This is a genomic window from Bacillus sp. Medicinal_06, from assembly GCF_056711665.1.
The window spans coordinates 331072-354247 of the sequence record NZ_JBWYHD010000006.1 but is presented as its reverse complement, the minus strand read 5'-3'; the positions used below and the strand labels follow the sequence as shown (position 1 = coordinate 354247).

Here is a 23176-nt window from a genome sequence, read left to right as displayed (position 1 = left end):
AAAAGATGGGAAAACAGAAAAAATGAATTTGCCTGCACAAAAAATAGAAAAACACGGTAATATTAACTTGGTAAAATATATCATTTTTTATCTAGAGGGAGATTGCGTTTGTCAGATTTACAGACGAAATTAGGTAGCGGTATGAATAAACTGCAAGAGGGAATTGAACAGGGAAAGATGAAACTGCAGGTTGCACAAGAAATTGCACAGTTGAAAAAGGAAATACAAGTGCAGCTCCAAAAGAAGACAGAAGTTTTGTTGGATCTTGGTCAAAAGGTGTATGTTCAGCTTCGAGACTCTGGAGTGAATGAAGCAGAATTAAAGCAATTGGTTACTCCAATCCAAGTATTCGATGTTGCGATTTATCAAGCGCGAAAGCGAATTGTTGAATTGCAAAAGCAGCAAGGAGAGAAAGCGACATGTGAATGTGGTGGTTCTCTATCAATCAATGACAAGTTTTGCGGGTCATGCGGAAAACCAAATCCAATGCTAGCGGTAGAGAGTAGTGAGGAAAAGGTTGCGTGTGTCGCATGTAATGAACACATTGCAAAAAACTCCATCTATTGCCCTGTTTGTGGAATGAAGCAGGGTGGGGAGTGAATAAAATGTACTGTCGCATGTGTGGAAATCAACATGAAGAAGTGAACTACTGTCCTAACGAAGGAAGTATGGCAATGGTGCCCGAGGACAGTGTTGTTCTTGAACAAGACAACTCTAAATATTGCCGTGGTTGTGGGAATGAAAATGCTCAGCAAAATCTGTACTGTCAAAATTGTGGGTATTCTTTATTTACCATGAAGAAGAAAGATCAAATCGTAAAGTTACCGAGTATGGAAAAAGGACCTAAAGTAGAATTAGGATTACATAAGAACGGCTTAAGAACCGGGGTAATTGGCGGAGCGATTGCGAGTGTTCTTATGTTACTTGCGGGATGGATTGGAAGTTTTATATTTGCAGCAATGACGCAAGAGTTTCTTCAGAAGTTTGCGCGTGAATTAGATATGCTATCAGGTTTTTATAATGGAGCAACAGCTACACTATTAAACTACCATTTACTTGGATTTTCAGCCGAAGATGCAGATGGAATGATTCTTTCTTTATATTGGCATACTCCATTTTTACTATTATTATTGATTCCATTTATTATTTTAGGCGGAACAGGTATATGGATTGGAAAACAACGTATTGCGAATACAATCGGTGAACAGGTGACAATGGCAGCTACAGTTGGTATTGTTTATGGTCTATTTTTATTTATTATTAGTTTCATTGCATCTAAATCAATCTCTATTCCGGGGATGGATGCTGTAACAGTATCAGTTGGATATTCTTCCTTTAAAAGTTTAGTGAGTGGGTTTATATGTGGAACGATGTTTAGTTTATTAGGGATGATTGCTCATACAAGCCAAAACAATATGGCCGAAGCATTCCGTGAGCTACTTCCATACGGAACATCACTTTATTACGGAGTAGCAGCAATGATAAAAGGCTTTTTGCTAACAGCTGTTATTTTATGTGTAATTGCTCTCTTTATGAAAGAAGATAGTGTGAAACCATTGAAAGAATTAACATCTACAACATCGCAACGCGTGATGTTATCACTACAAGTAACACCGCAAGTATGGAATATGGCTCATCTTGCACCAGTAGAAGTGAAAAGTCCTGCTTTTGATAAAGGCATTTCACGTAAGAATGCAAAAGGAAAAGACAATGAAATGCAGTTCTCATTTGTATCGGGCATGTCCTTTAATGGAACAGGATTAAAGGATCTTGCGATTGCTGAAGGGGCAAGGCCAGAAGAACTTGCTGGAATAGAAGATGTAAATAATACATTCCATTATGGATTGTTACTGCTTATTATTCCGTTTTTCTTTATGTTTAGAGTGGGACAAAAATTAGCGAGAATACGGGAGGCTAATATATATGTAACACTCGCTGTATGTAGTGGTGTTTACACAGTTATGATGCTCTTAGTAAATATTCTTTCCAAGTTTCAAATTGATATTTCAGGGAATTTGACAAGTATGTTTGGAGTGAGTGGAACGATGCTATCTATGCAAGGGAGCTGGATGTATTTGCACTCGGTAGCTTTATTCTGACATATGTGGCCGCTTTCGCTGGAATGAAATTGGGAAGGAAGTAGGAGGAAAGTATATTGAAGTTTTGTGGAACATGTAAAAAAACAGTTGCAGATCACTTGAATTTTTGTTCGGAATGCGGAAGTAAAGTAGAAGTAATTGAAGAAAATGTGGCTGCTTCGAGAGTGGATGTGCAAAGAGGGACATATCGTCAGGAAGTACAGCCGAAGAAAAGTAAGAAGAATATCGTGCTTTTCATTATACTTGCAGTGTTTGCGGCTGCATTGTTTGGTGCGTATAAATTCGGAGCATATAAATTTTCGAAAGAAAAGCAAATCAATGTATTAATTGATGCCTTCAATAAAAAAGATATAAATACAATTGATTCTCTTATAAAATCGGATGACCCAGGTTTGAAAATTAAAACAGAAGATATTAAATCTTATTTACGTTATTTAAAGGATAACCCTTCGTACAATAAAGAATTGTTATCTTACTTACAAAAGCAAAAGGTAGATGCAAAGCTTGTTGATAAAGAAAGCTTTGTGGATGGGCAAATTGTAGAAGATGGGAAAGAATGGTTCTTATATCCGAAATATAAGTTCAGCATTAAGTCGTATTTCATGACGGTCAGCACAACTGCAAAAACTGCAGAAGTATATGTAAATGATAAAAAAGTGACTGACATTTCTAGTGAGAAATCTTCTAAAGAAATCGGGCCTTATTTCCCTGGGACGTATGTAGTAAAAGCAAAAGCGAAAGCCGATCTTACTGAACTGGAAACGGAAAAAGAAGTTGAATTAGCTGGAGAAAAAGAAGGGAAAGTGGATGTGAAATTACCACTTGAAGGCAACTACGTAACAATCTCTTCGGATGAAAATAGTGCGAGTGTCATTGTAAATGGCAAAAAGCGTGGGAAATTAAATTACGGCAGTTATAAACTAGGCCCTGTACCAACAGATGAAACGGTTGAGGTGCATTTAGAAAAACAAACAGAGTTTGGAACTGTGAAATCTGAAAGTGTAAAAATTGGTGATGAAAGCTCTTATTATTTAAAATTCCCAAAAGAAACATCTGATACTGCGATCGGTGATTTCATTCGAAATCATATTTATGACAACGTACGTGCGATCGCTTTAAATGACTTTAGTTTAATTGAAAATAACTATGATAAGAGCGGAAAATCATATAAAGAAGACCGCGATTATCTGCAATATTTAAAGAAAAAAGGAATTACTGAGGATTTATTAAAATTTGAAGTTCGTAACATTGAACGTCAAAGTTCTACGAAATATAAAGTAACGACATATGAAGAATATAATATTCGTTATGGTGATGGATCTGTGAAATTCAAAAGCTTTAGCAATGAACATATTGTTACAGTGAATGCTGATGGGGAAATATTGTATCACTCACTTGGTGCGAATAACACGTTGAAATCAGAAGAAATATCTGGTCCAACACGTTAACATGCGAAAAGACTATCTCTTTAGAAAGAGGTAGTCTTTTTTTTGTGTATCGATCGTTTGCCTGGAAATATCGACGCTTCTACAAAGTGCGAAAAGCTCGTACGTATGGATCTTGTAGAATTCTTTCTACTAATGGGAGCATTTCTTCTTGAAAGGGTATATCAATTGGAAATGGTTTGTGTGATCCCGGTTTTATGCCGTATTGCACAAACTTATATTGAAGGGATTGATCGTGCTTGAGCACAATCAACTTATAGCGATTGTCATCCTTTTCAAGTGAAAAATCAATTGCGGTCGCATCATATGTTACATCGTCTTTGTATATGTATGGCTTTGGTGTGCCGATCCAATCTACTTTTGCATTTAGATTCATATTGTAGCCTCCTTATCGTCATTATATATATACCGATTTCGATTTACCAATATATAAATCACCGCTATGAAGAATCAAAAGAGACCTGCACTCATTTTCTCCCTTAGTTTGAAACATGGCATGGGGCTAAAAAAGCCCTAACCGCATCCATCCAAATAAAAAAGAATCTTTTCAGTTATGGTTATATAAATAAAAGCCAGCTCTCAATATATGAGAACTGGCTGAATTTTTAGCAGTCATTGGTTATTTTAAAATTTTCACTTTAACAGTTTTACGTCCCCATTTGTTAGCAATTGCGTCAGAGCCAACTAGAACGTCGATACGGTTACCTTTAATTGCACCACCAGTGTCACCAGCAATTGCTTCTCCATATCCTTCTACCCATACTTTTGATCCTAATGGAATCACTTTCGGATCAACAGCAATCATCTTCATGTTTGGGTTCGCTGTTAGGTCATGACCCATTGCAGTTAATACACGACCACCATATGTGCCGCCATTTTCACTCGGATGAGCTGTATATGCTGTTGCTACAACTGTTAGCTCACGGCCACCTGCAGGAGCGTTTGTAGTTGCTGCTTTAACAGCTGGCTTAGCAGCTGGTTTTTCTTGTGCCGCTGGAGCTTGTGCCTCTGCTTTTGCAGGTGCTTCAGCTTTAGCAGGAGCAGGCGTTTCTTGTTTTTCAATAACAGGTGCTGTACCTGTTAAGTAAGGAACATGAACGTAAGCCGTTTTTCCGTTATATTCGAATTGTAACCACTCATTTTGTACTTGGCTTGTTGTTTCAATCATATCGTCTTTCTTAAGCGTACCAAGAATTTCTGAGTTTGTGTTCGCTTCAGCACGTACGTTTAATACGTTTGCTGTTACGTAATAGATGCTTTTTGTGAATTCTGCACTTACGAATACGTCTTTACCATTTAATTTGATTTGTGACCATCCGTTTGTTGTATTTGTAACATCTAATTTATGACCATTTAATAATTTTCCTACAACTTTTGATTCAGTAGTTGGGTTCTCTCGTACATTTAATACGTCTGTTGTTACAACAGTTTCTGCTTGTGCAGAAGTAGTGAAAATCCCAAGACCAAAAACTGCTGCTGTTGCTATACCAATTAATTTTTTCATGATAGCCTCCATTGCGTTTGTTTTCGTGTCCTCATTATAGCAACTGTTTTTTTCGGAATTTGGGAAAACACACAATTACAAACCATTCGTAACAAAGCATTAATACTCTGTAATATAGAAAAAAATGATAGAAAACGTTTTTTAATCTATATTTTCAAGAGGTTTAGTAGATATCCCTATGATTTGTAATACGAAGGGTATTTTTCATTGAAGATAATAATATTACACAAATGTTACAAAAGGTTTACTAAGGTGTTACATTCATTGAGAATTTTACCGAATTATGCCTAAAATAGTTATATAAACATAAACATTTTGTTTGTGCATTTATAAATACGTACAATATCCTGACAAAACAACCGCATAATTGTTACAAAAAGAAAGAGTGGTAATCGATATATTTGCCTTTTTTTAAAATGTAACACACCATTTTTTGGGAAAACATATTCCCATCCGCATCTATCTCGCACGATTTGGCAGTAGCATCTTCATTGTATAATCCAAGCGGTTATATGGAAGATGAACTTGTCCATAAGAATTCTAATTAGTGAAGGCTGATTTTAGAGAAATTGAAGAAAATCACCGTAAGAAACATTTCACTTTATCCGATTTAATTTATCGGAATTAGGGTCATTTTACGAAGAAAAGAAACCTACAAAAGGGGGATTTTATGAGGAAACTGACAAAAACATTTATTGTCTCATTAACATTATGTATTGCATTTACAATTTGGGGGATTATTCCCGAATCTATAATTGGAAAAGGTAGCTTAGGAAATGTAACTACTGCAATTCAAACTGCGTTAGTTAGTAAGTTTGGGTGGTTTTATATTATTTCTGTTTCTATCTTTTTAGGAGTTGCTATCTTTTTAATTGTTTCCAAGTACGGTTCCATTCGTTTAGGTAAAGACGATGATGAACCTGATTATAGTTATATGACGTGGTTCGCTATGCTCTTTAGTGCTGGTATGGGAATCGGTTTGATTTTTTGGGGCGTTGCGGAACCATTAAATCATTTATATGCACCGCCATTTGGAGAAAGTGCCACAGAAGAGAGTGCACGTCTTGCACTTCGCTTTTCATTCTTCCATTGGGGATTGCATCCGTGGGGCTTATATGCACTTGTAGCATTATGCATCGCTTATTTCACATTCCGAAAAGGAAAGCCAAGTACAATTAGTGCAACAGTTGGTCCTTTATTTAAGAGCGGTGAGCATGGCCGTATTGCGCATATATTTGATGTGTTAGCTGTATTTGCGACAGTATTTGGTGTTGCAACTTCATTAGGGCTTGGAGCGAAGCAAATTGCAGGTGGTGTTAGCTATTTAACATCGATTCCAAACTCATTAACAACGCAGCTAGTTATTATTGGGATTGTAACGGTTCTGTATATGTTATCTGCTCAAACAGGATTAGATAAAGGTATTAAATATTTAAGTAATACAAATATTATTTTAGCCTTTGCACTTATGGCAATTTTATTATTTGCAGGTCCAACGAACTTTATTATGAATTACTTTACTTCTACAATCGGTTCGTACATTCAAGAGTTGCCGAGTATGAGTTTCCGTTTAAGCCCATTAGATGAGGGTGGCAACCAGTGGATTCAATCATGGACGATTTTCTACTGGGCATGGTGGATTGCATGGTCACCATTCGTTGGTACATTCATTGCCCGTGTGTCACGTGGACGTACGATTCGTGAGTTTGTGATTGGTGTGTTACTCGTTCCAACAATTATTGGTGCGCTTTGGTTCTCAGTATTTGGAGGAACTGGCATTCACATGGAGTTGTTTGATGGAGCAAATATTTACGAACAAATTAAGGAAATGGGTACAGAGGTAGGCCTATTTGCTGTGTTAGATCATATGGGTAGTATGGGGCCAGCTTTATCGGTTCTGGCGATTCTATTGATTTCAACATTCTTTATTACATCAGCAGATTCTGCGACATTTGTTCTTGGGATGTTAACGACACATGGTAGCTTAAACCCGCCAAATCGAATTAAATTAGTTTGGGGTCTTGTACAGGCAGCACTAGCAGCAATCTTACTATATGTAGGTGGATTAGAGGCTTTACAAACTGCTTCGATTATCGCAGCATTCCCGTTTGTATTTGTTATTTTCTTTATGATTGCAGCTTTATTTAAAGAATTGCAAAAGGAAGGTCGACATCACCATCAGCATAAATAATAATATAGAAGAAAAGAGCTGATTTTGAATCAGCTCTTTTTTGCGAGGTGTGTGAATTTCTAGTGGTTGTCAGTTATCGCAAGGTGTCGAACCGTCGATATATTGTCAAAGGTCATCCAAATTTTTGTCAAAAATTTGTCGGAAATGTGTTGTCACTTTTTCGTATATGTGCTATATTATTTCCTGTAAGCGATTTCAAATAGTTTTTAAGCGTATTCAAGGGGGACAACTAGAATAATGAAGCGTTACGAAAGAAAGTGGAAGCATATTTGTTTGAAACGTGTGGCACATCGTAATGTGCAAGAAAACACGGAACCAAAGACTGAAGTATCTAAAGAGCAACAAGAGAAGCAATTGGTTTTACAAAAATAGCAGTCACTTTTTCGTATATAAAAGAAAGTAGATCGTTCGTTGGGGGATGGACGTGAAAATTGCTTTCGACTAAGGGGTATTGTCCGATATATAGATTTAAAGTGAGAATAAGCACAGAGCATACGGCGCTCTGTGCTTATTTTTTTAATCAAAGGTTTTTTCATTCTGACCGAGCCGCTTGCGCTTTTATTAGTATCTAGCTGCGGTGGCTAGAATCTCCGGTCGTTTCGCCCCCTCGGACGAAGCAAAAAACGCTTCTCTGTCGGTGGCTCCAACGCCCTGCGATTCTGACCGAGCCACCTCCGCTTTTATTTTTTAAATCTTACCGTTTTGTCCCATCCGATGATTTGTTTTTTACTTTTCGCGCGTAAGTATAGGATGAGACTCCGGATAAATAGGTACGTAAAGAGTTGGGCGTATGTGAAGTACATAATGATGCTGATAAATATGTTCGTTGGCGTGAATGTATTTTCGACGCTTTGTGCACTAAAGAGTTGCGATGTGTATGTGATGTAAGCGACGTACCACATAAATAGTAATGGAATAGTATAGCTGATTTGAAAGAGACCGAGTAAGCCTATAATGAACCATACATTTGAGATGATTAGGAACAGCCAAAAGACAACGTATACTAGTACTTGCTGCAAGGAATGAACGAGTAGTTTTCCTTTAAAGAAGCTGAAGGAGGAAAACATCTTTTCTAAAATATATAAGTTGCCCTGAAGCCAGCGTGTTCGTTGTTTAATGAGAATTTTTAAATGTTCCGGTTCTTGTTCCCATGTAATGGATTCAGGTACGATTGGTAATAGATATCCTTTTTGTGTAATTCGCAATGTGAGTTCTGCATCTTCAGCAATGGCATAAGGATCGTAGCCACCGAGCTCTTCAAGTGTGGAGCGACGAAGGAGCATGTTTGTTCCTGTTAATGAACCAGTTTGGAATAAGAGCCAACGACCAGACTGCATGAGTAACTGGAAGATTTGAAACTCAAGAGAGATCATCCTAGTAAGCCAGTTTCGTTCTTCATTGACAGTGCGAACATGGCCGACCGCACCGACCGCATCTTTTGTCGTTTCTGCGTATTCAACAAGCATGCGCAGCGCATGTGGCTCTGGTTGGTTATCGGCGTCATACACACAAAAATACTCTCCATTTGATATGCTGAGCCCGTAGTTTAATACACGTGATTTTCCTTTCGGCTCTCCAGGTGGTACGCGGATATGTTTTATATGCACATAGGCCTCATCGTATTCATCACCAATTTCTCCAGTTTCATCTTGGGAATTATCATTTAATAAATAAATGGTAAGTTTTCCAGGATACTCGATATTTGCCATCGCAGTTAACGTATCCATAATCACAACGCCTTCATTATGTGCAGGAATCAGTATATCTACGCTCGGGTAATGTTCTAATGTCCGATTCTTTAGCTTGCGATTTCGATGAACAAGTCCAGCAAGTGTTAGTAAGGAATAGTAGACGAGCAAGCCAGAAAATAAGAAAGCTGTAAAAATAAGCACATATTTAATAGAAAAAATGATGCTAATCCAAAAAACAAGTAGGCAAAATAGAAGAAATAGCAGGAGAAGAATAAGTGTCATCATGTTGTTAACACCTGCTCTCCAAATTTTTCTTGTTTGATTATAATTTTTGAAAGAGCATCCTCAGTTAACCATTCTTCCCATTTATTTTCAAGGCGCATCAAAACAATATTTGCACCAGCTTCATTTGTATTTTGGAGTAAAATGACTAATGTATTGTCATCATATTTTCCAACTAAATCAAAATCACTCCGCACTGTATCAAGTAGGAGGGAGGCGACGCGATCCATGACGCTTCGTTTTGTATAGCTACCAAAAGAGGCGAATGAAAAATAGACAAGCATGCCTGTTTCACTCCGCCTTTTCATAGCCGCTTCGAGTAATAAACCACGTCTTTCAAATTCCTGCCTTGTTAATAACTTTGTTTCTCCAATATATTGTTCAAGTGTATGGACTTGTTGTTGCAAGCGTCTATTTTCATGCAAGAGTTTTTTTAACATATAAGTCGATATATAGATAAGAAAGAAATTCACAATTGCTAGGAAATGAACGATGATGTAGGTAAGTTGTGTAGAAGTATCCCATAAATATAACCATGCTTCATAAAATAAATAGAAGACGGAGAGGAGAGTTCCGGCAATAAATAAAGTGAAAGCAAATTTATTTGAAATGAATAGAAATAGTAAGTTGATGAGTACATAAATAATCGTAAAGAAAAAAGCATAAGGAAATGAGCTTATATGAACTGTGGTGAAATAGAATAAAATTTGTGCAATCCATAATATCATAATTTGATTTGGCATTTGTTTCATCACGGACCTCCTAGTACATAGGGTGTTATATGTAATATGTGCTAGAAGGGGTGATATACATTCATAAAAAAAGCTGACCCGAAATTTCGGATCAGCTCGATTTTTATTTATAGGAACATCATACCTGCAACTGCTGCATTTAAGAAGTTCGCTAGCGTACCAGCGATTACTGCTTTAATCCCTAACTGTGCAATTTGTTTACGGCGAGAAGGAGCAAGTGTCCCTGTTACACCTAATTGAATTGCGATAGAAGAGAAGTTTGCAAATCCGCAAATTGCAAATGTTAAAATCATATTTGTTTTATCAGATAGCTCTGACATGTGTGGACCTAAGTTTGCATAAGCAACGAATTCGTTGATTGCAAGTTTTTGTCCGATAAAGCCAGCTGCTTGTATAGCTTCGTTTGGTGAAACACCGATTAGAATAGCAAATGGAGATAAAAGATATCCAAAGATTAAATCAAGACTAAGTTTAATATCGAACCAAGATCCAATCCATCCTAATAGGCCGTTTAATACAGCGATTAACGCAATGAATGCCATTAGCATTGCTGCAACGTTAATAACAAGTTGCATCCCTTCAGAAGCCCCGCGTGCTGCTGCGTCGATAACGTTCGCATCTTCACGTTCTGTAGAAAGCTTTACATCGTTATCTGGTGTTTCTGTTTCTGGCATAATGAGCTTTGCAATTAATAAGCTTGATGGTGCTGCCATAATTGCTGCTGCTAATAAGTGCTCTAGCGGAATTCCCATTGCTGCATAACCGACAAGAACTGATCCGGCAACAGCCGTCATACCGCTTACCATAACTGCGAAGAACTCACTGTTTGTTAAACGTGTTAAGTACGGTTTAATTAAAATTGGTGCTTCTGTTTGTCCTAAGAAAACAGTTGTTACTGCATTTAAGCTCTCTGCTTTAGAAGTTCCAAGAAGTTTACTTAATGCACCACCAACGATACTAACGAACCATTGCATAATACCTAAATAATATAATATTGCTACTAATGAACTAATAAATACAATTGGAAGTAGTGCTTGAATTACAAAAATGAATCCCCAAGGACCATCTTTATCTAATAAGTTACCAGAGACAAATTTAATTCCTTCATAAGAAAAGTTGATTAAGCCTTGAACTCCATCAGAGGCAACCTTTAAGCCAGCTTTTCCAGCATCCCATCGTAATACGATGAAAGAAAACGTAATTTGTAATGCTAGCGCGATTAAAATTGTGCGCCAATTCACAGCTTTGCGGTTGGAAGATAGTAAAAATGCAACTGCTAAAATTCCAATCACGCCGCCAATTCCCCATAAAACATTCATGCAGTGTAAATCTCCTCTCTCATAGTAAAAAAGTATAATTAATAGATGTCTATACTTCTACGAAAATAGCATCTTAAGTAACGTATCACACCGGACATCAGAGGTCAAACGTCTGCCGAAAAGTTTAAATAGAAAGAAAATTCACTAAGAAAACACATATCAATCTTATAGGGATAAAATAGGTTATGTTTTTTAGCGAGAATATATGTATTATTGTAACGTTATGAACTGTTTTTAAGGAATATGGTGTATGAAATAAGAGGATGGAAACATATTTATATACATACAAATTGCAAAATCGATAGAAAACCTTTCTTTTAGGAGAGGGAGAGAGCATTTTGCCGTAGATAGAAGTGGACAGGGCTTTTTTAGCACTATTCCAAGTTAAAACAAGGAGTGCAGATCTTCTTTCGAAGGGACTTATATGTTGAAACATAAATCTATAAAAAAAACCTTCTAGTAATCTAGAAGGTTTTGAAACTATGACTTAAGGTGCTTTTGTATATCCTAAGAAGTGCTTGCTCCAATAAGAATTGCTTAATGATGCGACTGCTACACCTTTATCTCCAGCTTGAATAAATGTTCCGCCACCAAGGTAGATACCCATGTGAGAAGGACCTGGCTTATAAGTGTTTTGGAAATAGATTAAGTCGCCTGGTTGTGGATTTGAAGTTTTTGATAGGCTGCTCCAATATCCTGCAACACTTTGACGGCTAATGTTGTGACCAAATTTATTAAATACGTGGAAAATGTAACCACTGCAGTCAACGCCATTAGCAGAAGTGCCGCCCCATACATATGGTACACCTGCCATTGATTTTGCATATGCAAGAATAGATGATGTATCGCCACTTGTGTTACCTGTATTATTATTATTGTTATTATTATTATTGTTGTTATTGTCTACAGCACCATCAACTGGTGTTTTAGATAGGAAACGAGTTCCTACATAGCCAGTGCGACCGTTGTAGTTAATTTTGCTCCATCCATAATGTTCAGAAATAACTTGTACTTTTTGACCTTGTGGAAGAGCACCGATTACGCTGTAATTTGTACCTTCGCCGCTACGTACATTTAATGCAGACACATTAATATAGTATTCGCCAGCAGTTGTTTGTGGTTGCTCAGGTTTTTCAGGTGTCGTTGTACCACCTTTAACGAATTTCACAAATTCACTGCTTACATAACCAGTCTTACCATGGTGATTAATTTTGTACCAGCCATTTTCTACACCAACTACGTTTAATGTTTGACCATTTAATACGCCACCAAGTACACCGTGGTATGTAGCTGGGCCTGTACGAACACGTAATGATGTTGCATTAACAACATAAGTACCGCCAGTTTGAACAGTTGTATTGTTATTTCCTTGCTGATTGTTCCCTTGGTTAACGTTGCTACTAGAGCCACCTTTTGTTACGTAGTCTTTGCTAAGGTAAGCAGTTTGTCCTGCATAGTTAATTTTGAACCAATCTTGAACTTCGCCGACAACTTGTACAACTTGTCCTTTATGAACAGATCCTAAAACTGTATGAGAAGTGCTAGGGCCTGTACGAACGCGAAGAGAAGATACATTGACTGTATAGTTTCCGCTTGCTTCTTGAACATTTGAATTGTTATTAGAAGAACCAGCATTTGAAGAAACGCCAGATACGAACTGTCCACTAACGTAACCAGTTTTGCCGTTATGGTTAATTTTAACCCATCCGTTTTCTTCGCTAATAACTTGCAATGTTTGTCCTTCATATACACGTCCCATAATGGAACTAGAAGTATTTGGGCTTGTACGAACACGTAATATGTCAGCAGTAACTTTGTTCTTGCCACCTGTATTTACGCTTGTTTTCGCACCGTTTTTTGATACGAATTGTCCACTAACGTAACCAGTTTTCCCATTATGGTTAATTTTAAACCAACCGTTTTCTTCGGCGATTACGTTTAATTTTTGGCCCTCATATACGCGAGAAATGATGTCGTGAGAAGTACTAGCTCCTGAGCGAACGTGTAATACGTCAGCAGTAACTGTGTAATTTGAGTTGTTTTGTGGCGCAGCTTGAACAGTTTGTGCAACAGGTTTTTGTGTATTTTCAGGGGCAGCTTGAACGCTATCTAATGTCGGGGCTGCTCCTCCTGCTACAGACACTGCCGCAAGACCGGCAAGATATTTTTTCATGTTTTGTCGATTCCTTTCTGTCTGTAATGTAGTGATGAAATATTTACCAACTGTTAAAAATTCTAAAAGGCATGTCGATTACTGTCAAGGCTTATGCGGGAATCTGAATATGTCAAGAATATTACAAAAAAAAATCAAGGTGCATGTTCCACCTTGATTTTAAATGAAAATACGTATATTAAGAGAATTTTAAGATGAAAACATTTGTGTTTAAGGTAATGGGATATCAGAAGTTGAAAAGCTTTGGACAAATGTTTTTTGTAGTAATTTGGTGATTTTCCCAACTTGACCATTTTGGATGGCGGTGCCATCAAGATGTGTCATCGGAAGTACTTCTACTGTTGTTCCTGTAAAAAAGCATTCATCAGCCTGATAAACATCACGAATGCTGAATAATTCTTCTTGAACAGGAATCTGTAGTTTATGAGCTAAAGAAAGAATATATTGGCGGATAATCCCGTTTAGGATTAGATGATTAGCAGGATGAGTATACAGAGTCCCGTTTTTTACAAGAAAAAAGTTGGAGTGACTTCCTTCCGTAACGATCCCGTTACGAACGAGAAGTGCTTCTTTACAACCTTTTCGTTCCGCTTTTGTACGAGCTAATACGTTTGGCATTAAATTAAGAGACTTAATATCACAGCGGAGCCAACGTACATCAGGCTCTGATATGGCACGTATTCCGTATTCAATCCATAGAGCGGGGCGTTCTTTTTTTGAGATATAAGCATAGATGGTTGGGGTTACATCAAAAGAGAATGTGTGTGTACGATGTTGTACTCCTCGAGAAACTTGTAGGTAGATGGTGCCATCTTCTTGAAATTTATTATTTTCAAGTAATTTGTAAAGTAGTGTAATGAGTTCTGCTTTAGAGAAAGGTAGGGTTAATTCTATTTCATCCATGGAACGGTATAATCGAGTTAAATGTGGATCTAATAAGTGGATGGTTCCTTTATAAATACGAATGACTTCGTAGACACCATCTCCAAATTGCAAGCCACGTTCTTCTAATTGTATGTACGGCTGTTTTTTATTTGTATCAATCATTTTATCGTTCCATAATACGAACCTTTCGTATGCCATTTTACTTCCCATCCTTTCTTAATTGTTTAAATGATGAGCGTTGGGCTCCAATTTATTGTATTTCGCATATACAAATTCGCAAATGGGAAATGAGAATCCTGCTTTTTACAAATAAAAAAAAGCAACATTCATACAGAACGTTGCTTGCAACAATGTTGCATAAGGAGGGTAGCTTGTTTCATAGGGATATTGTCCTGGTATAGCCTAGAAAGGTGACCAGTAAAAAGGTCGGCTTTACTAAGATAATGGATGTTACTTCTCAGTAATATCAAGGGCATTGTTACACAAATGATTCTGGTATTCCCCATGGGGACCTAACGAAAAGCTGTAAAATGATAGGTGGGGAATGGACAGAACATTGTTTATAAATCCTATTATAGAGATGTTTCATGAATTTTATGTAAATATTTGGTGAAGATTGTGTAATTTTATCCTGCTAGTGGCGAGCAGTAAGAATCTCGGCTGTAACTAAAAAAAAGACGCTGAGATTACTCAGCGTCTTTTTTATCTTCTTTAATAGCTGTTTTTACTTCGCCCGTTTTAATTTTGTTGCTTTCAGAGAAGCGAAGTAAGTCTCCCTCAATGAGCTTATCAGACATGCGCAGTTCATTTTGAGCACGGTCGATCATTGCTTGAGCTTCTTCTTTTGGTACCTCTACGACTTCGCCAGTTGTACGATCATAGAATGTATTGTTTGTATACATATATTTGTCTGTAACAAAACTACCGTCACGAAGAACAACGAATCCTTTATTATCTGGTGAAAATACGTCATGACCAAAACGAACGTCATTGCTTGAATCCACACCAAGTAAGTTTAGAATTGTTGGTTTAATATCAATTTCACCAGTTGGTTTTGAAATTGTTTTACCTTCTTTTTGACCTGGAACATGAATGAACATAGGTGTTTTTTGTAAATTCATATGATCAAATGCTGTAATTTCTTCTTTACCTAAGAATTGTGCCATTGCACGGTTATGGTTTTCAGAAATACCGTAGTGGTCACCGTAGAATACGATAACAGAGTTATCATAAATACCTTCTGCTTTTAGACGTTCAATAAAGTTTTTCAGTGCTTCGTCTAAGTAACGAGCTGTTACCATGTAACGGTCAAATACGCCGTCACCAGAATTATAAGGTTCGATTAATTTTGTATCATCGTCGTACGTAAATGGATAGTGATTGGTTAAACTAAGGAAACGAGTATAGAATGGTTGTTTCACTTGTTTTAACATATCCACTGATTGATTAAAGTACTCGATATCTTTTAATCCCCAGTTTAATTTTGTTTCTGGAGTAATTTTATAGTCAAGCTCGTTGTAGTAACGATCGTAACCAAGTGCTGGATACATAATGTTACGGTTCCAGAATGTTGCGTTGTTTGCATGGAATACAGCTGTGTAATATCCTTGCTGACGCAGAATTTCTGGAGTCGCAGTATATTCATTATTACCGTGTGTAAAGAATACAGCACCACGGTCTAATGGATATAATGATGTATCTACTAAGAATTCAGCATCCGATGTTTTTCCTTGTCCAGTTTGGTGGAAGAAGTTATCGAAGTAATAACTTTCTTTTGCAAATTGGTTTAAGAAAGGTGTAACTTCCTGATCACCGACTTTTGCACCAATTAAGAATGTTTGTAGGGATTCAAGAGAAACGACGATTACGTTTTTCCCTTTTGCCGCACCAAACATATTTGGATCTGGTTTACTTTGTATTGTTTTTACGTAGTTTTCTGTTTCTTGTAATTTGCTACCATCAGCAAATGCTTTTTGTGAACTTGATTTTGCTTGTAAGCCAAGATCATATACTTGGTGAGCATATAAACCTAAGTTTTTCACGAGCATAACGCGGTCAAATGAACGTGTTAATAGCTCTGGGCGCTCAGTTTCTGCAAGACCTAAGTTTGCGAAGAAAATAGCAACCGTTGATACGAAGTATAAAGAACGCATCGGACGTGATACGCGCTCCGTTTTTGCAAAGTTTTTCTTTTTCTTTAATAGAACCGAAAAGATAATAATATCAGCAAATGCAACGATGATTTTGTAATTGAATAGTTCTTTTACACTGGATCCTAGCTGTCCGAAGTTGGATGTTTGCCCAAGTACCGGTAAAGTAACGAAGTCATTGTAGAATCCGTAGAACATTACGTTACCAACAAGAACGATTGTTAAAAGAAAATCAATTCCAAGTGCTATATAATTACGTTTCTTTCCTTTCGCGAATAATGCAAGGCCCACAAGCAGTAATGATGCTGCCAATGGACTAATGAATAAGATAAATTCTTGCATGAAAGATTCAAGTTTCAAATCAAAGCTCGTACGCGTTATGATGTAAGTCTTTAACCATAAGGCCAAAGCAACAAACAAGGTAAAGCGCACATTTTGAAATTGTGATTTTAAAGATTCCTTCATCCATTTCCACCCTTTCTCTATCAGGCTTGGTCGATTTTGGAGCGAAAAATGCTAAAATAAAAAATACATAGTTTTCTTGGCCATGAGTAGAGTTTTCTATATCCCCCATATACGACTTTAACTATGCATACCCTTTTGGTTTCCTGCCAATTCTTTTGTTGATCCATAAGCGTAACGTCATTTCTGTATTATACAACAAAATTCAATTCTTAGAAACACTATAACATTTTACAGTTTTTGTATTTTTTATTGTTGCTGCCAGAGAAAACTTTAACATTGGTTTATATGCTCGTCAACTAGAAAATATAACAAAGATAATAAAGAATAGTAAGAGAAATAGAACATTTTATGTTGAGAAATATTGAGAATATAAAAACCGCTCTTTTAGTTTGGAAGAGAGGATCCGCCAGAGCGTAGAAGCTGTCAGGTTCTTTCTTAGCCCCAAGCCGCATTTAACACAAAGGGAGAAAAAGAGAGCGGAACCTCTTTTGTTTGCATAGCTGTGATTTATATGGTGGAAAAATGATTGCGAACACTTGTTCTTTCCTCTGTTGTCTGTTACAATAAATTTTTATTGATAGGTTATGTGTATATTTGATGAACATTTTATTAACTAATGGAGCTAGTTCCTTATTTTTGAAGGTGCATCTACTTTTTTCGTATAATGAAAAAAACAAAACATGGGGGCTCTTTATATGGAACGAAAATTTTCAGTCGAAGCGTTTTGGAATAAGGTGAAACATGTAGCGAAACAAGCGGGACAATCGGTTATTTATGCGAGTTTATTGCTGTTTTACGTTATGCAAAGACCGGATGTTCCAAAGCGAGTAAAAGCAACTATTATTGGAGCACTTGCTTACTTTATTGCTCCAATTGATGCGATTCCGGATTTTTTAGCTGGAATAGGTTATACGGATGATTTAGGTGCATTAACTGCTGCACTTGTGCAAGCGTCTATGTATGTAAACGAAGATGTAAAAGAAAAAGCACAGATGAAATTAGCGGATTGGTTTGGTTCGGATATAGACACATCGTTTATCGATCAAAAATTAGATCAATAGGTGAGAACTGTCAGAAATGGCAGGGCAAACATTAGCGGGGAAGTGTACTATGCCATCAGGAAAAACACATACGAAAATAAACTTACTCTCTCTTCCGATTGTTTTGTTTATGCTTGTTTCGTATGGACTAACAAATTTTGATTTTTTACTCACTTTTGCGATAGGGTTTTTAATCGGCACGTTTTTCTTAACACCAGATTTGGATACTCATAGTAACGCCTATAACAAATGGGGCTTGCTTCGTATTTTTTGGTATCCATATCAATGTGTGATGCCGCATCGTTCTTTCTTAACACATACGATTATAATTGGTGATCTCATTCGTATATTGTATATGCTTCTCGTCTTCTCTCCATTCCTATACATATTAAATAAAACGGTACTAGACGGAAGATTACTTGAGATTGCAAGGGAACATGATGTTGCTTTAACAACATTTGTAATTGGAGTTATTGCTGCGAGTGCACTCCATATTATAGCGGATCGATTGAACACGCGCCGAAAAAAGCTTATGAGACGAAAGAAAAAAAGAAGAAGAAGGTAGAGCACTTGCGAATTGCAAGTGCTTTTTCTTTTTTGTACTAAACGTGTTCATAAGACTTTTAATCAAACGTTTGTTTAAAGTGAAATACGTCAGAGTGACAGGATTTTCAGTCGTTAATCAAACGTTTGTTTAAAATAATGAGGGGAAATGAAATTGACTTTTTTCCTATTATAGGACTTATCCGGAATTGTGATTTAACAAAAAAATTAGAAAATTAGCTTAAAAAATCTTTTTAAATCAAAAATGATATGATAAAGTAGAAATACAATCATTGAAAACGTTTTCCTAAAACGTTTTTTATTTTAGGCTTAAAGGTATGATGACCGGATAGTCTATTGATAGGATTATAAAGGTTTTAAAACAGGGGATTACAGAAAGGGAGAGGACAATGGGGACATGGACACAAGTTTACGATCCGTTTGGTAACATTTGGATTTCGGCAGCGGTAGCACTTATTCCAATTATCTTTTTTTTCTTGGCGTTAGCAGTGTTTCGTATGAAGGGGTATGTGGCAGGTTTTATTACAGTTGTATTAACAATTTTAGTTGCGTTATTTGCGTATAAAATGCCGTTTACAATGGCGATGGCAGCAACTGGATATGGCTTCCTATACGGGTTATGGCCAATCGCATGGATTATTGTGATGTCGGTATTTTTATATAAAATTTCTGTCAAAACAGGACAGTTTGATGTGATTCGTGCATCGGTACTATCGATTACGAATGACCATCGTTTACTCGTTATTTTAATTGGTTTTTCATTTGGTGCATTTTTGGAAGGGGCAGCTGGATTTGGTGCACCGGTAGCAATTACGGCAGCGCTTCTTGCAGGTCTTGGTTTAAATCCGTTATATGCGGCTGGACTTTGTTTAATTGCAAATACAGCGCCGGTAGCGTTCGGAGCAATGGGAATTCCGATTACAGTTGCGGGGCAAGTAACGGGTATTGATGCTCATAAAATCGGACAAATGGCAGGACATCAATTACCATTCTTATCATTATTTGTTCCGTTCTTTATCGTATTTTTAATGGATGGCTTCAAAGGGGTTAAACAAACATGGCCTGCATTATTTGTAGCAGGTAGTTCATTTGCAATTACACAGTTTATTACAGCTACGTTTTTAGGACCAGAACTTCCGGATATTACATCAGCACTTGTCAGCTTAGTGTGTTTAGCATTATTCCTAAAAGTATGGCAACCGAAAGAAATTTATCAATCTAATCAAGCGAACGCTGAAGTGGCAGCGACAACAACTGCGACATCTATGCCAAAATTAACGGCAGGAAAAGTTGTAAAGGCTTGGTCACCATTTATTATTTTGACAGTGATGGTTGTGATTTGGAGTCAAGGATTCTTCAAAGCGTTATTTGCTCCAGGCGGGGCGTTGGAAAGTCTTGTCTTTAAGTTTCAAATTCCAGGTCTGCACAATTTAGTAATGAAGGCAGAACCAATTGTAAATAAACCAACGCCTTATGATGCAGTATTAAAGTTTGATATTCTATCAGCAACAGGAACAGCGATTTTAATTGCGTGTATTATTTCAATCCTTGTACTTAAAATGAGCGCAAAACAAGCAGTTGAAACATTTAAAGAAACATTACAAGAATTAAAAATGCCAATTCTATCTATCGGTTTCGTATTAGGATTCGCATTCATCGCAAATTATTCTGGTTTATCGTCAACACTCGCGTTAGCATTAGCAGGAACAGGTGGATTATTCCCGTTCTTCTCACCATTCCTTGGCTGGATCGGCGTATTCTTAACAGGATCAGATACGTCGGCAAACGCATTATTCTCCAACCTGCAAGCTATTACAGCGCAGCAAGTTGGCGTATCAGAAGTATTACTTGTTGCGGCAAATACAACAGGCGGTGTAACAGGTAAAATGATTTCTCCGCAATCGATTGCAATAGCTTGTGCGGCAGTAGGATTAGCGGGAAAAGAATCTGATTTATTCCGCTTCACAGTAAAACATAGTCTATTCTTCGTAATCATTGTTGGGATTATGACATATGTACAAGCTTATTATTTAACTTGGATGATACCGTAAATAAGAAAAAGATGCCCGGGCGGGCGCGTGCGGGCATCTTTTTTGAGATATCGGCGATTTTTTAAATATATCGACTGTTTCTCTAAATATATCGGCGGAAACTACTAACATATCGACTATTCGACAAAGGATATCGACCAACATACAAAAAACGACACATAAAAATTAAGATTCATTTGTTTGCATTTTTCTGATTATCGTGTATGATAAGAAAGTATTGAAAATTAAATCAGTGATAAACTAGGGGTGCCCAAGAGAAGCTTGGGCTGAGAGAGAAGTGCGAGAACTTCTTAACCCTCTGGACCTGATCTGGCTCGTACCAGCGTAGGGAAGTTAACGGCTTTACATAACGATGTCTTTATGAGCCAGGTCCTTGTTTTACTATGGACCTGGCTCTTTTTATTTTGGCATGCGCTGGCCACAAGTTTAATCTCGTCCTTGTCACATGTAAAGTGGAGCCGACTGTTTAGCCCTGACGGCTAAAGTTCTTCCGTACAGAAAGTGTTTTTTACTTTCTTGTGCGGAAGGTTTTTAGATGTGAAGGGCTAGGAGGCGAAGCTGGATCACAAGAAAAGCGGAGGCGGCTCGTTCAGAATGAGAGGGGGATGGAGCTTCAGCCGAAGAGGCGCAGTTTGCCTCGGCGGAAGAAGCGAAGCCCCCGCCCATTCTAGCCGCTGAAGTAAGAATCGAATTGTCCAGAAGATGGCCCAAGACTCTGAGCAAGTTAGATTCAACTGAAATGATAAAGGGGAGGAAACACAAATTATGAAGCAATCTGTTTCAGCTAAGCAAATTGAATTGAAGTCGAGTTTACCAGGGAGTAAGAAAGTCTATGTTGATGGTCCGCATGAAGGTATGAAAGTGCCGATGCGTGAGATTGCACAAAGCGATACAAATGGTGTACCAAATCCACCAATTCGTGTTTATGATACAAGTGGTCCATATACAGATCCTGAGTACAAAGTAGAGTTGGAAAAGGGAATTCCAACGCCACGCCGTGGTTGGATTGTTGACCGCGGAGATGTAGAAGAGTATGAAGGACGCGAAATGAAACCGGAAGATGATGGTGTGAAAGTTGCATCTAATCATACACCTGTGTTTCCGCAAATGGATCGTAAACCACTTCGCGCAAAAGAAGGTGCAAACGTAACGCAAATGCACTATGCTCGCAAAGGTATTATTACATCTGAAATGGAATATGTTGCGATTCGTGAAGGGGTAGAGCCAGAGTTTGTTCGTAAAGAGATTGCGGAAGGACGCGCCATTTTACCAGCAAACATTAACCACCCAGAAGCAGAACCGATGATTATCGGACGCAATTTCCACGTGAAAGTAAATGCGAATATTGGGAACTCCGCAGTTTCTTCTTCTATCGCAGAAGAAGTTGAGAAGATGACATGGGCAACACGCTGGGGCGCAGATACAATCATGGATCTATCAACAGGGAAAAATATTCATACAACTCGTGAATGGATTATTCGTAATGCTCCTGTACCAGTTGGAACAGTGCCGATTTATCAAGCGCTAGAAAAAGTAAACGGAATCGCTGAAGACTTAACGTGGGAAGTATACCGTGATACGTTAATCGAACAGGCAGAGCAAGGCGTTGACTACTTTACAATTCACGCTGGCGTGCTACTTCGTTACATTCCAATTACAGCAAAACGTACAACAGGTATTGTTTCACGTGGTGGCTCGATTATGGCGCAGTGGTGTTTATTCCATCATAAAGAAAACTTCCTATATACTCACTTTGAAGAGATTTGTGAAATTATGAAACAGTACGATGTTTCCTTCTCTCTAGGAGATGGATTACGTCCAGGGTCGATTGCGGATGCAAATGATGAAGCGCAATTCTCTGAGCTTGAAACACTTGGAGAATTAACGAAGATTGCTTGGAAGCATGATGTTCAAGTCATGATTGAAGGACCAGGACATGTACCAATGCATTTAATTAAAGAAAATATGGATAAAGAGCTTGAAATTTGCCAAGGAGCACCATTCTATACGCTTGGACCTTTAACGACGGATATCGCACCTGGGTATGACCATATTACATCGGCAATTGGTGCGGCGATGATCGGCTGGTTTGGTACTGCAATGCTTTGCTATGTAACGCCGAAAGAACATTTAGGCTTGCCAAACAAAGATGACGTTCGAGAAGGGGTTATTACGTACAAAATTGCGGCACATGCAGCGGATCTTGCAAAAGGACACAAAACAGCGCAGCAACGTGACGATGCACTTTCAAAAGCTCGTTTTGAATTCCGTTGGCGCGATCAATTTAACTTATCTTTAGATCCTGAACGTGCAATGGACTTCCACGATGAAACATTACCAGCAGAAGGAGCAAAAACAGCTCATTTCTGCTCAATGTGTGGTCCGAAGTTCTGTAGTATGAGAATTTCACACGACATTCGTGAATATGCAAAAGAAAATGATTTAGAAACAACAGAAGCAATTGAAAAAGGTATGAAAGAAAAAGCAGAAGAGTTTAAAGAAGCTGGTAGTCACTTATATCAATAATTGAATTTGAGATTTTTCAGGGAGTTTATTTTCTCTCTC

The 23176-nt window shown here is 37.7% G+C and carries 16 protein-coding genes, 1 pseudogene and 1 riboswitch; of the genes and pseudogenes, 9 read left to right on the top strand and 8 right to left on the bottom strand.

Annotated elements, in window-relative coordinates:
• Positions 1-108: 108 nt before the first annotated feature.
• The 3 genes and pseudogenes from AC1M36_RS17105 (at position 109) to AC1M36_RS17095 (ending at position 3547) form a co-directional block, all read left to right on the top strand.
• Positions 109-600, top strand: coding sequence for a zinc ribbon domain-containing protein (locus tag AC1M36_RS17105; protein ID WP_479846065.1), 492 nt, complete (start codon positions 109-111; stop codon positions 598-600).
• Positions 601-605: 5 nt separating this feature from the next.
• Positions 606-2143: pseudogene (locus AC1M36_RS17100) on the top strand (zinc ribbon domain-containing protein).
• 12 nt (positions 2144-2155) lie between these two features.
• Positions 2156-3547 (top strand): zinc ribbon domain-containing protein, encoded by a 1392-nt coding sequence (locus AC1M36_RS17095; RefSeq protein ID WP_479846064.1) that lies wholly within the window; start codon positions 2156-2158, stop codon positions 3545-3547.
• 79 nt (positions 3548-3626) lie between these two features.
• Here the strand turns inward: AC1M36_RS17095 and AC1M36_RS17090 are convergent, their stop codons facing one another.
• Together AC1M36_RS17090 and AC1M36_RS17085 are read right to left on the bottom strand one after the other, a co-directional pair.
• Complete coding sequence (locus tag AC1M36_RS17090; protein WP_479846063.1) at positions 3627-3920, bottom strand: DUF3910 family protein; 294 nt, start codon at positions 3918-3920, stop codon at positions 3627-3629.
• A 243-nt stretch (positions 3921-4163) separates the two neighbouring features.
• Positions 4164-5060 (bottom strand): cell wall-binding protein EntA, encoded by an 897-nt coding sequence (locus tag AC1M36_RS17085; RefSeq protein ID WP_479846062.1) that lies wholly within the window; start codon positions 5058-5060, stop codon positions 4164-4166.
• Between the two features lie 658 nt (positions 5061-5718).
• Between AC1M36_RS17085 and opuD the strand changes: the two genes are divergently transcribed.
• Together opuD and AC1M36_RS17075 are read left to right on the top strand one after the other, a co-directional pair.
• On the top strand, positions 5719-7239 hold the full coding sequence (gene opuD / locus AC1M36_RS17080) for a glycine betaine transporter OpuD (protein ID WP_479846061.1): 1521 nt from the start codon (positions 5719-5721) through the stop codon (positions 7237-7239).
• A 237-nt stretch (positions 7240-7476) separates the two neighbouring features.
• Positions 7477-7611 carry a hypothetical protein gene (locus AC1M36_RS17075; protein WP_000833063.1) on the top strand — a complete coding sequence of 45 codons (135 nt, stop codon included), beginning with the start codon at positions 7477-7479 and terminating at the stop codon, positions 7609-7611.
• 308 nt (positions 7612-7919) lie between these two features.
• Here the strand turns inward: AC1M36_RS17075 and AC1M36_RS17070 are convergent, their stop codons facing one another.
• The 6 genes from AC1M36_RS17070 to AC1M36_RS17045 form a co-directional block, all read right to left on the bottom strand.
• The gene (locus tag AC1M36_RS17070; protein WP_336451620.1) at positions 7920-9215 is read right to left on the bottom strand and encodes a glycosyltransferase family 2 protein; all 1296 of its coding nucleotides are present in this window, start codon (positions 9213-9215) and stop codon (positions 7920-7922) included.
• Positions 9212-9964 (bottom strand): dGTP triphosphohydrolase, encoded by a 753-nt coding sequence (locus AC1M36_RS17065; protein WP_336451621.1) that lies wholly within the window; start codon positions 9962-9964, stop codon positions 9212-9214. Before AC1M36_RS17065 ends, AC1M36_RS17070 begins: the two co-directional genes overlap by 4 nt.
• Positions 9965-10071: 107 nt before the next feature.
• On the bottom strand, positions 10072-11283 hold the full coding sequence (locus AC1M36_RS17060; protein WP_336451622.1) for a NupC/NupG family nucleoside CNT transporter: 1212 nt from the start codon (positions 11281-11283) through the stop codon (positions 10072-10074).
• A gap of 487 nt (positions 11284-11770) precedes the next feature.
• Positions 11771-13456, bottom strand: a complete 1686-nt coding sequence (locus AC1M36_RS17055) for a C40 family peptidase (protein WP_479846060.1) — start codon at positions 13454-13456, stop codon at positions 11771-11773.
• 210 nt (positions 13457-13666) lie between these two features.
• Entirely contained in the window at positions 13667-14551 is an 885-nt protein-coding gene (locus tag AC1M36_RS17050) for a D-amino-acid transaminase (RefSeq protein WP_336451624.1), read from the bottom strand.
• 476 nt (positions 14552-15027) lie between these two features.
• Entirely contained in the window at positions 15028-16956 is a 1929-nt protein-coding gene (locus AC1M36_RS17045) for an LTA synthase family protein (RefSeq protein WP_336451625.1), read from the bottom strand.
• 695 nt (positions 16957-17651) lie between these two features.
• Between AC1M36_RS17045 and AC1M36_RS17040 the strand changes: the two genes are divergently transcribed.
• From AC1M36_RS17040 to thiC, 4 genes are all read left to right on the top strand, one after another.
• Positions 17652-18017: a YkvA family protein gene (locus AC1M36_RS17040; RefSeq protein ID WP_174100393.1), complete on the top strand. Its 366-nt coding sequence runs from the start codon at positions 17652-17654 to the stop codon at positions 18015-18017.
• Between the two features lie 49 nt (positions 18018-18066).
• Positions 18067-18561 carry a metal-binding protein gene (locus AC1M36_RS17035; protein ID WP_336451712.1) on the top strand — a complete coding sequence of 165 codons (495 nt, stop codon included), beginning with the start codon at positions 18067-18069 and terminating at the stop codon, positions 18559-18561.
• A 388-nt stretch (positions 18562-18949) separates the two neighbouring features.
• The gene (gene lldP / locus AC1M36_RS17030; protein ID WP_336451626.1) at positions 18950-20611 is read left to right on the top strand and encodes an L-lactate permease; all 1662 of its coding nucleotides are present in this window, start codon (positions 18950-18952) and stop codon (positions 20609-20611) included.
• 232 nt (positions 20612-20843) lie between these two features.
• A riboswitch (TPP riboswitch) is annotated at positions 20844-20959 on the top strand.
• 417 nt (positions 20960-21376) lie between these two features.
• A complete protein-coding gene (gene thiC, locus AC1M36_RS17025; RefSeq protein WP_336451627.1) occupies positions 21377-23137 on the top strand; it encodes a phosphomethylpyrimidine synthase ThiC in 1761 nt (586 codons plus the stop codon).
• Positions 23138-23176: the final 39 nt, after the last annotated feature.

Excerpts from the sequence above, each read along its gene's own strand:
- lldP (WP_336451626.1), top strand. The coding sequence starts at position 18,950 with ATGGGGACATGGACACAAGTTTACGATCCGTTTGGTAACATTTGGATT.
- AC1M36_RS17090 (WP_479846063.1), bottom strand. The coding sequence starts at position 3,920 with ATGAATCTAAATGCAAAAGTAGATTGGATCGGCACACCAAAGCCATAC.
- AC1M36_RS17050 (WP_336451624.1), bottom strand. The coding sequence starts at position 14,551 with ATGGGAAGTAAAATGGCATACGAAAGGTTCGTATTATGGAACGATAAA.
- AC1M36_RS17065 (WP_336451621.1), bottom strand. The coding sequence starts at position 9,964 with ATGAAACAAATGCCAAATCAAATTATGATATTATGGATTGCACAAATT.
- thiC (WP_336451627.1), top strand. The coding sequence starts at position 21,377 with ATGAAGCAATCTGTTTCAGCTAAGCAAATTGAATTGAAGTCGAGTTTA.
- AC1M36_RS17085 (WP_479846062.1), bottom strand. The coding sequence starts at position 5,060 with ATGGAGGCTATCATGAAAAAATTAATTGGTATAGCAACAGCAGCAGTT.
- AC1M36_RS17060 (WP_336451622.1), bottom strand. The coding sequence starts at position 11,283 with ATGAATGTTTTATGGGGAATTGGCGGCGTGATTGGAATTTTAGCAGTT.
- AC1M36_RS17040 (WP_174100393.1), top strand. The coding sequence starts at position 17,652 with ATGGAACGAAAATTTTCAGTCGAAGCGTTTTGGAATAAGGTGAAACAT.
- AC1M36_RS17055 (WP_479846060.1), bottom strand. The coding sequence starts at position 13,456 with ATGAAAAAATATCTTGCCGGTCTTGCGGCAGTGTCTGTAGCAGGAGGA.
- AC1M36_RS17075 (WP_000833063.1), top strand. The coding sequence starts at position 7,477 with ATGAAGCGTTACGAAAGAAAGTGGAAGCATATTTGTTTGAAACGTGTG.
- AC1M36_RS17070 (WP_336451620.1), bottom strand. The coding sequence starts at position 9,215 with ATGATGACACTTATTCTTCTCCTGCTATTTCTTCTATTTTGCCTACTT.
- AC1M36_RS17045 (WP_336451625.1), bottom strand. The coding sequence starts at position 16,956 with ATGAAGGAATCTTTAAAATCACAATTTCAAAATGTGCGCTTTACCTTG.
- AC1M36_RS17035 (WP_336451712.1), top strand. The coding sequence starts at position 18,067 with ATGCCATCAGGAAAAACACATACGAAAATAAACTTACTCTCTCTTCCG.
- opuD (WP_479846061.1), top strand. The coding sequence starts at position 5,719 with ATGAGGAAACTGACAAAAACATTTATTGTCTCATTAACATTATGTATT.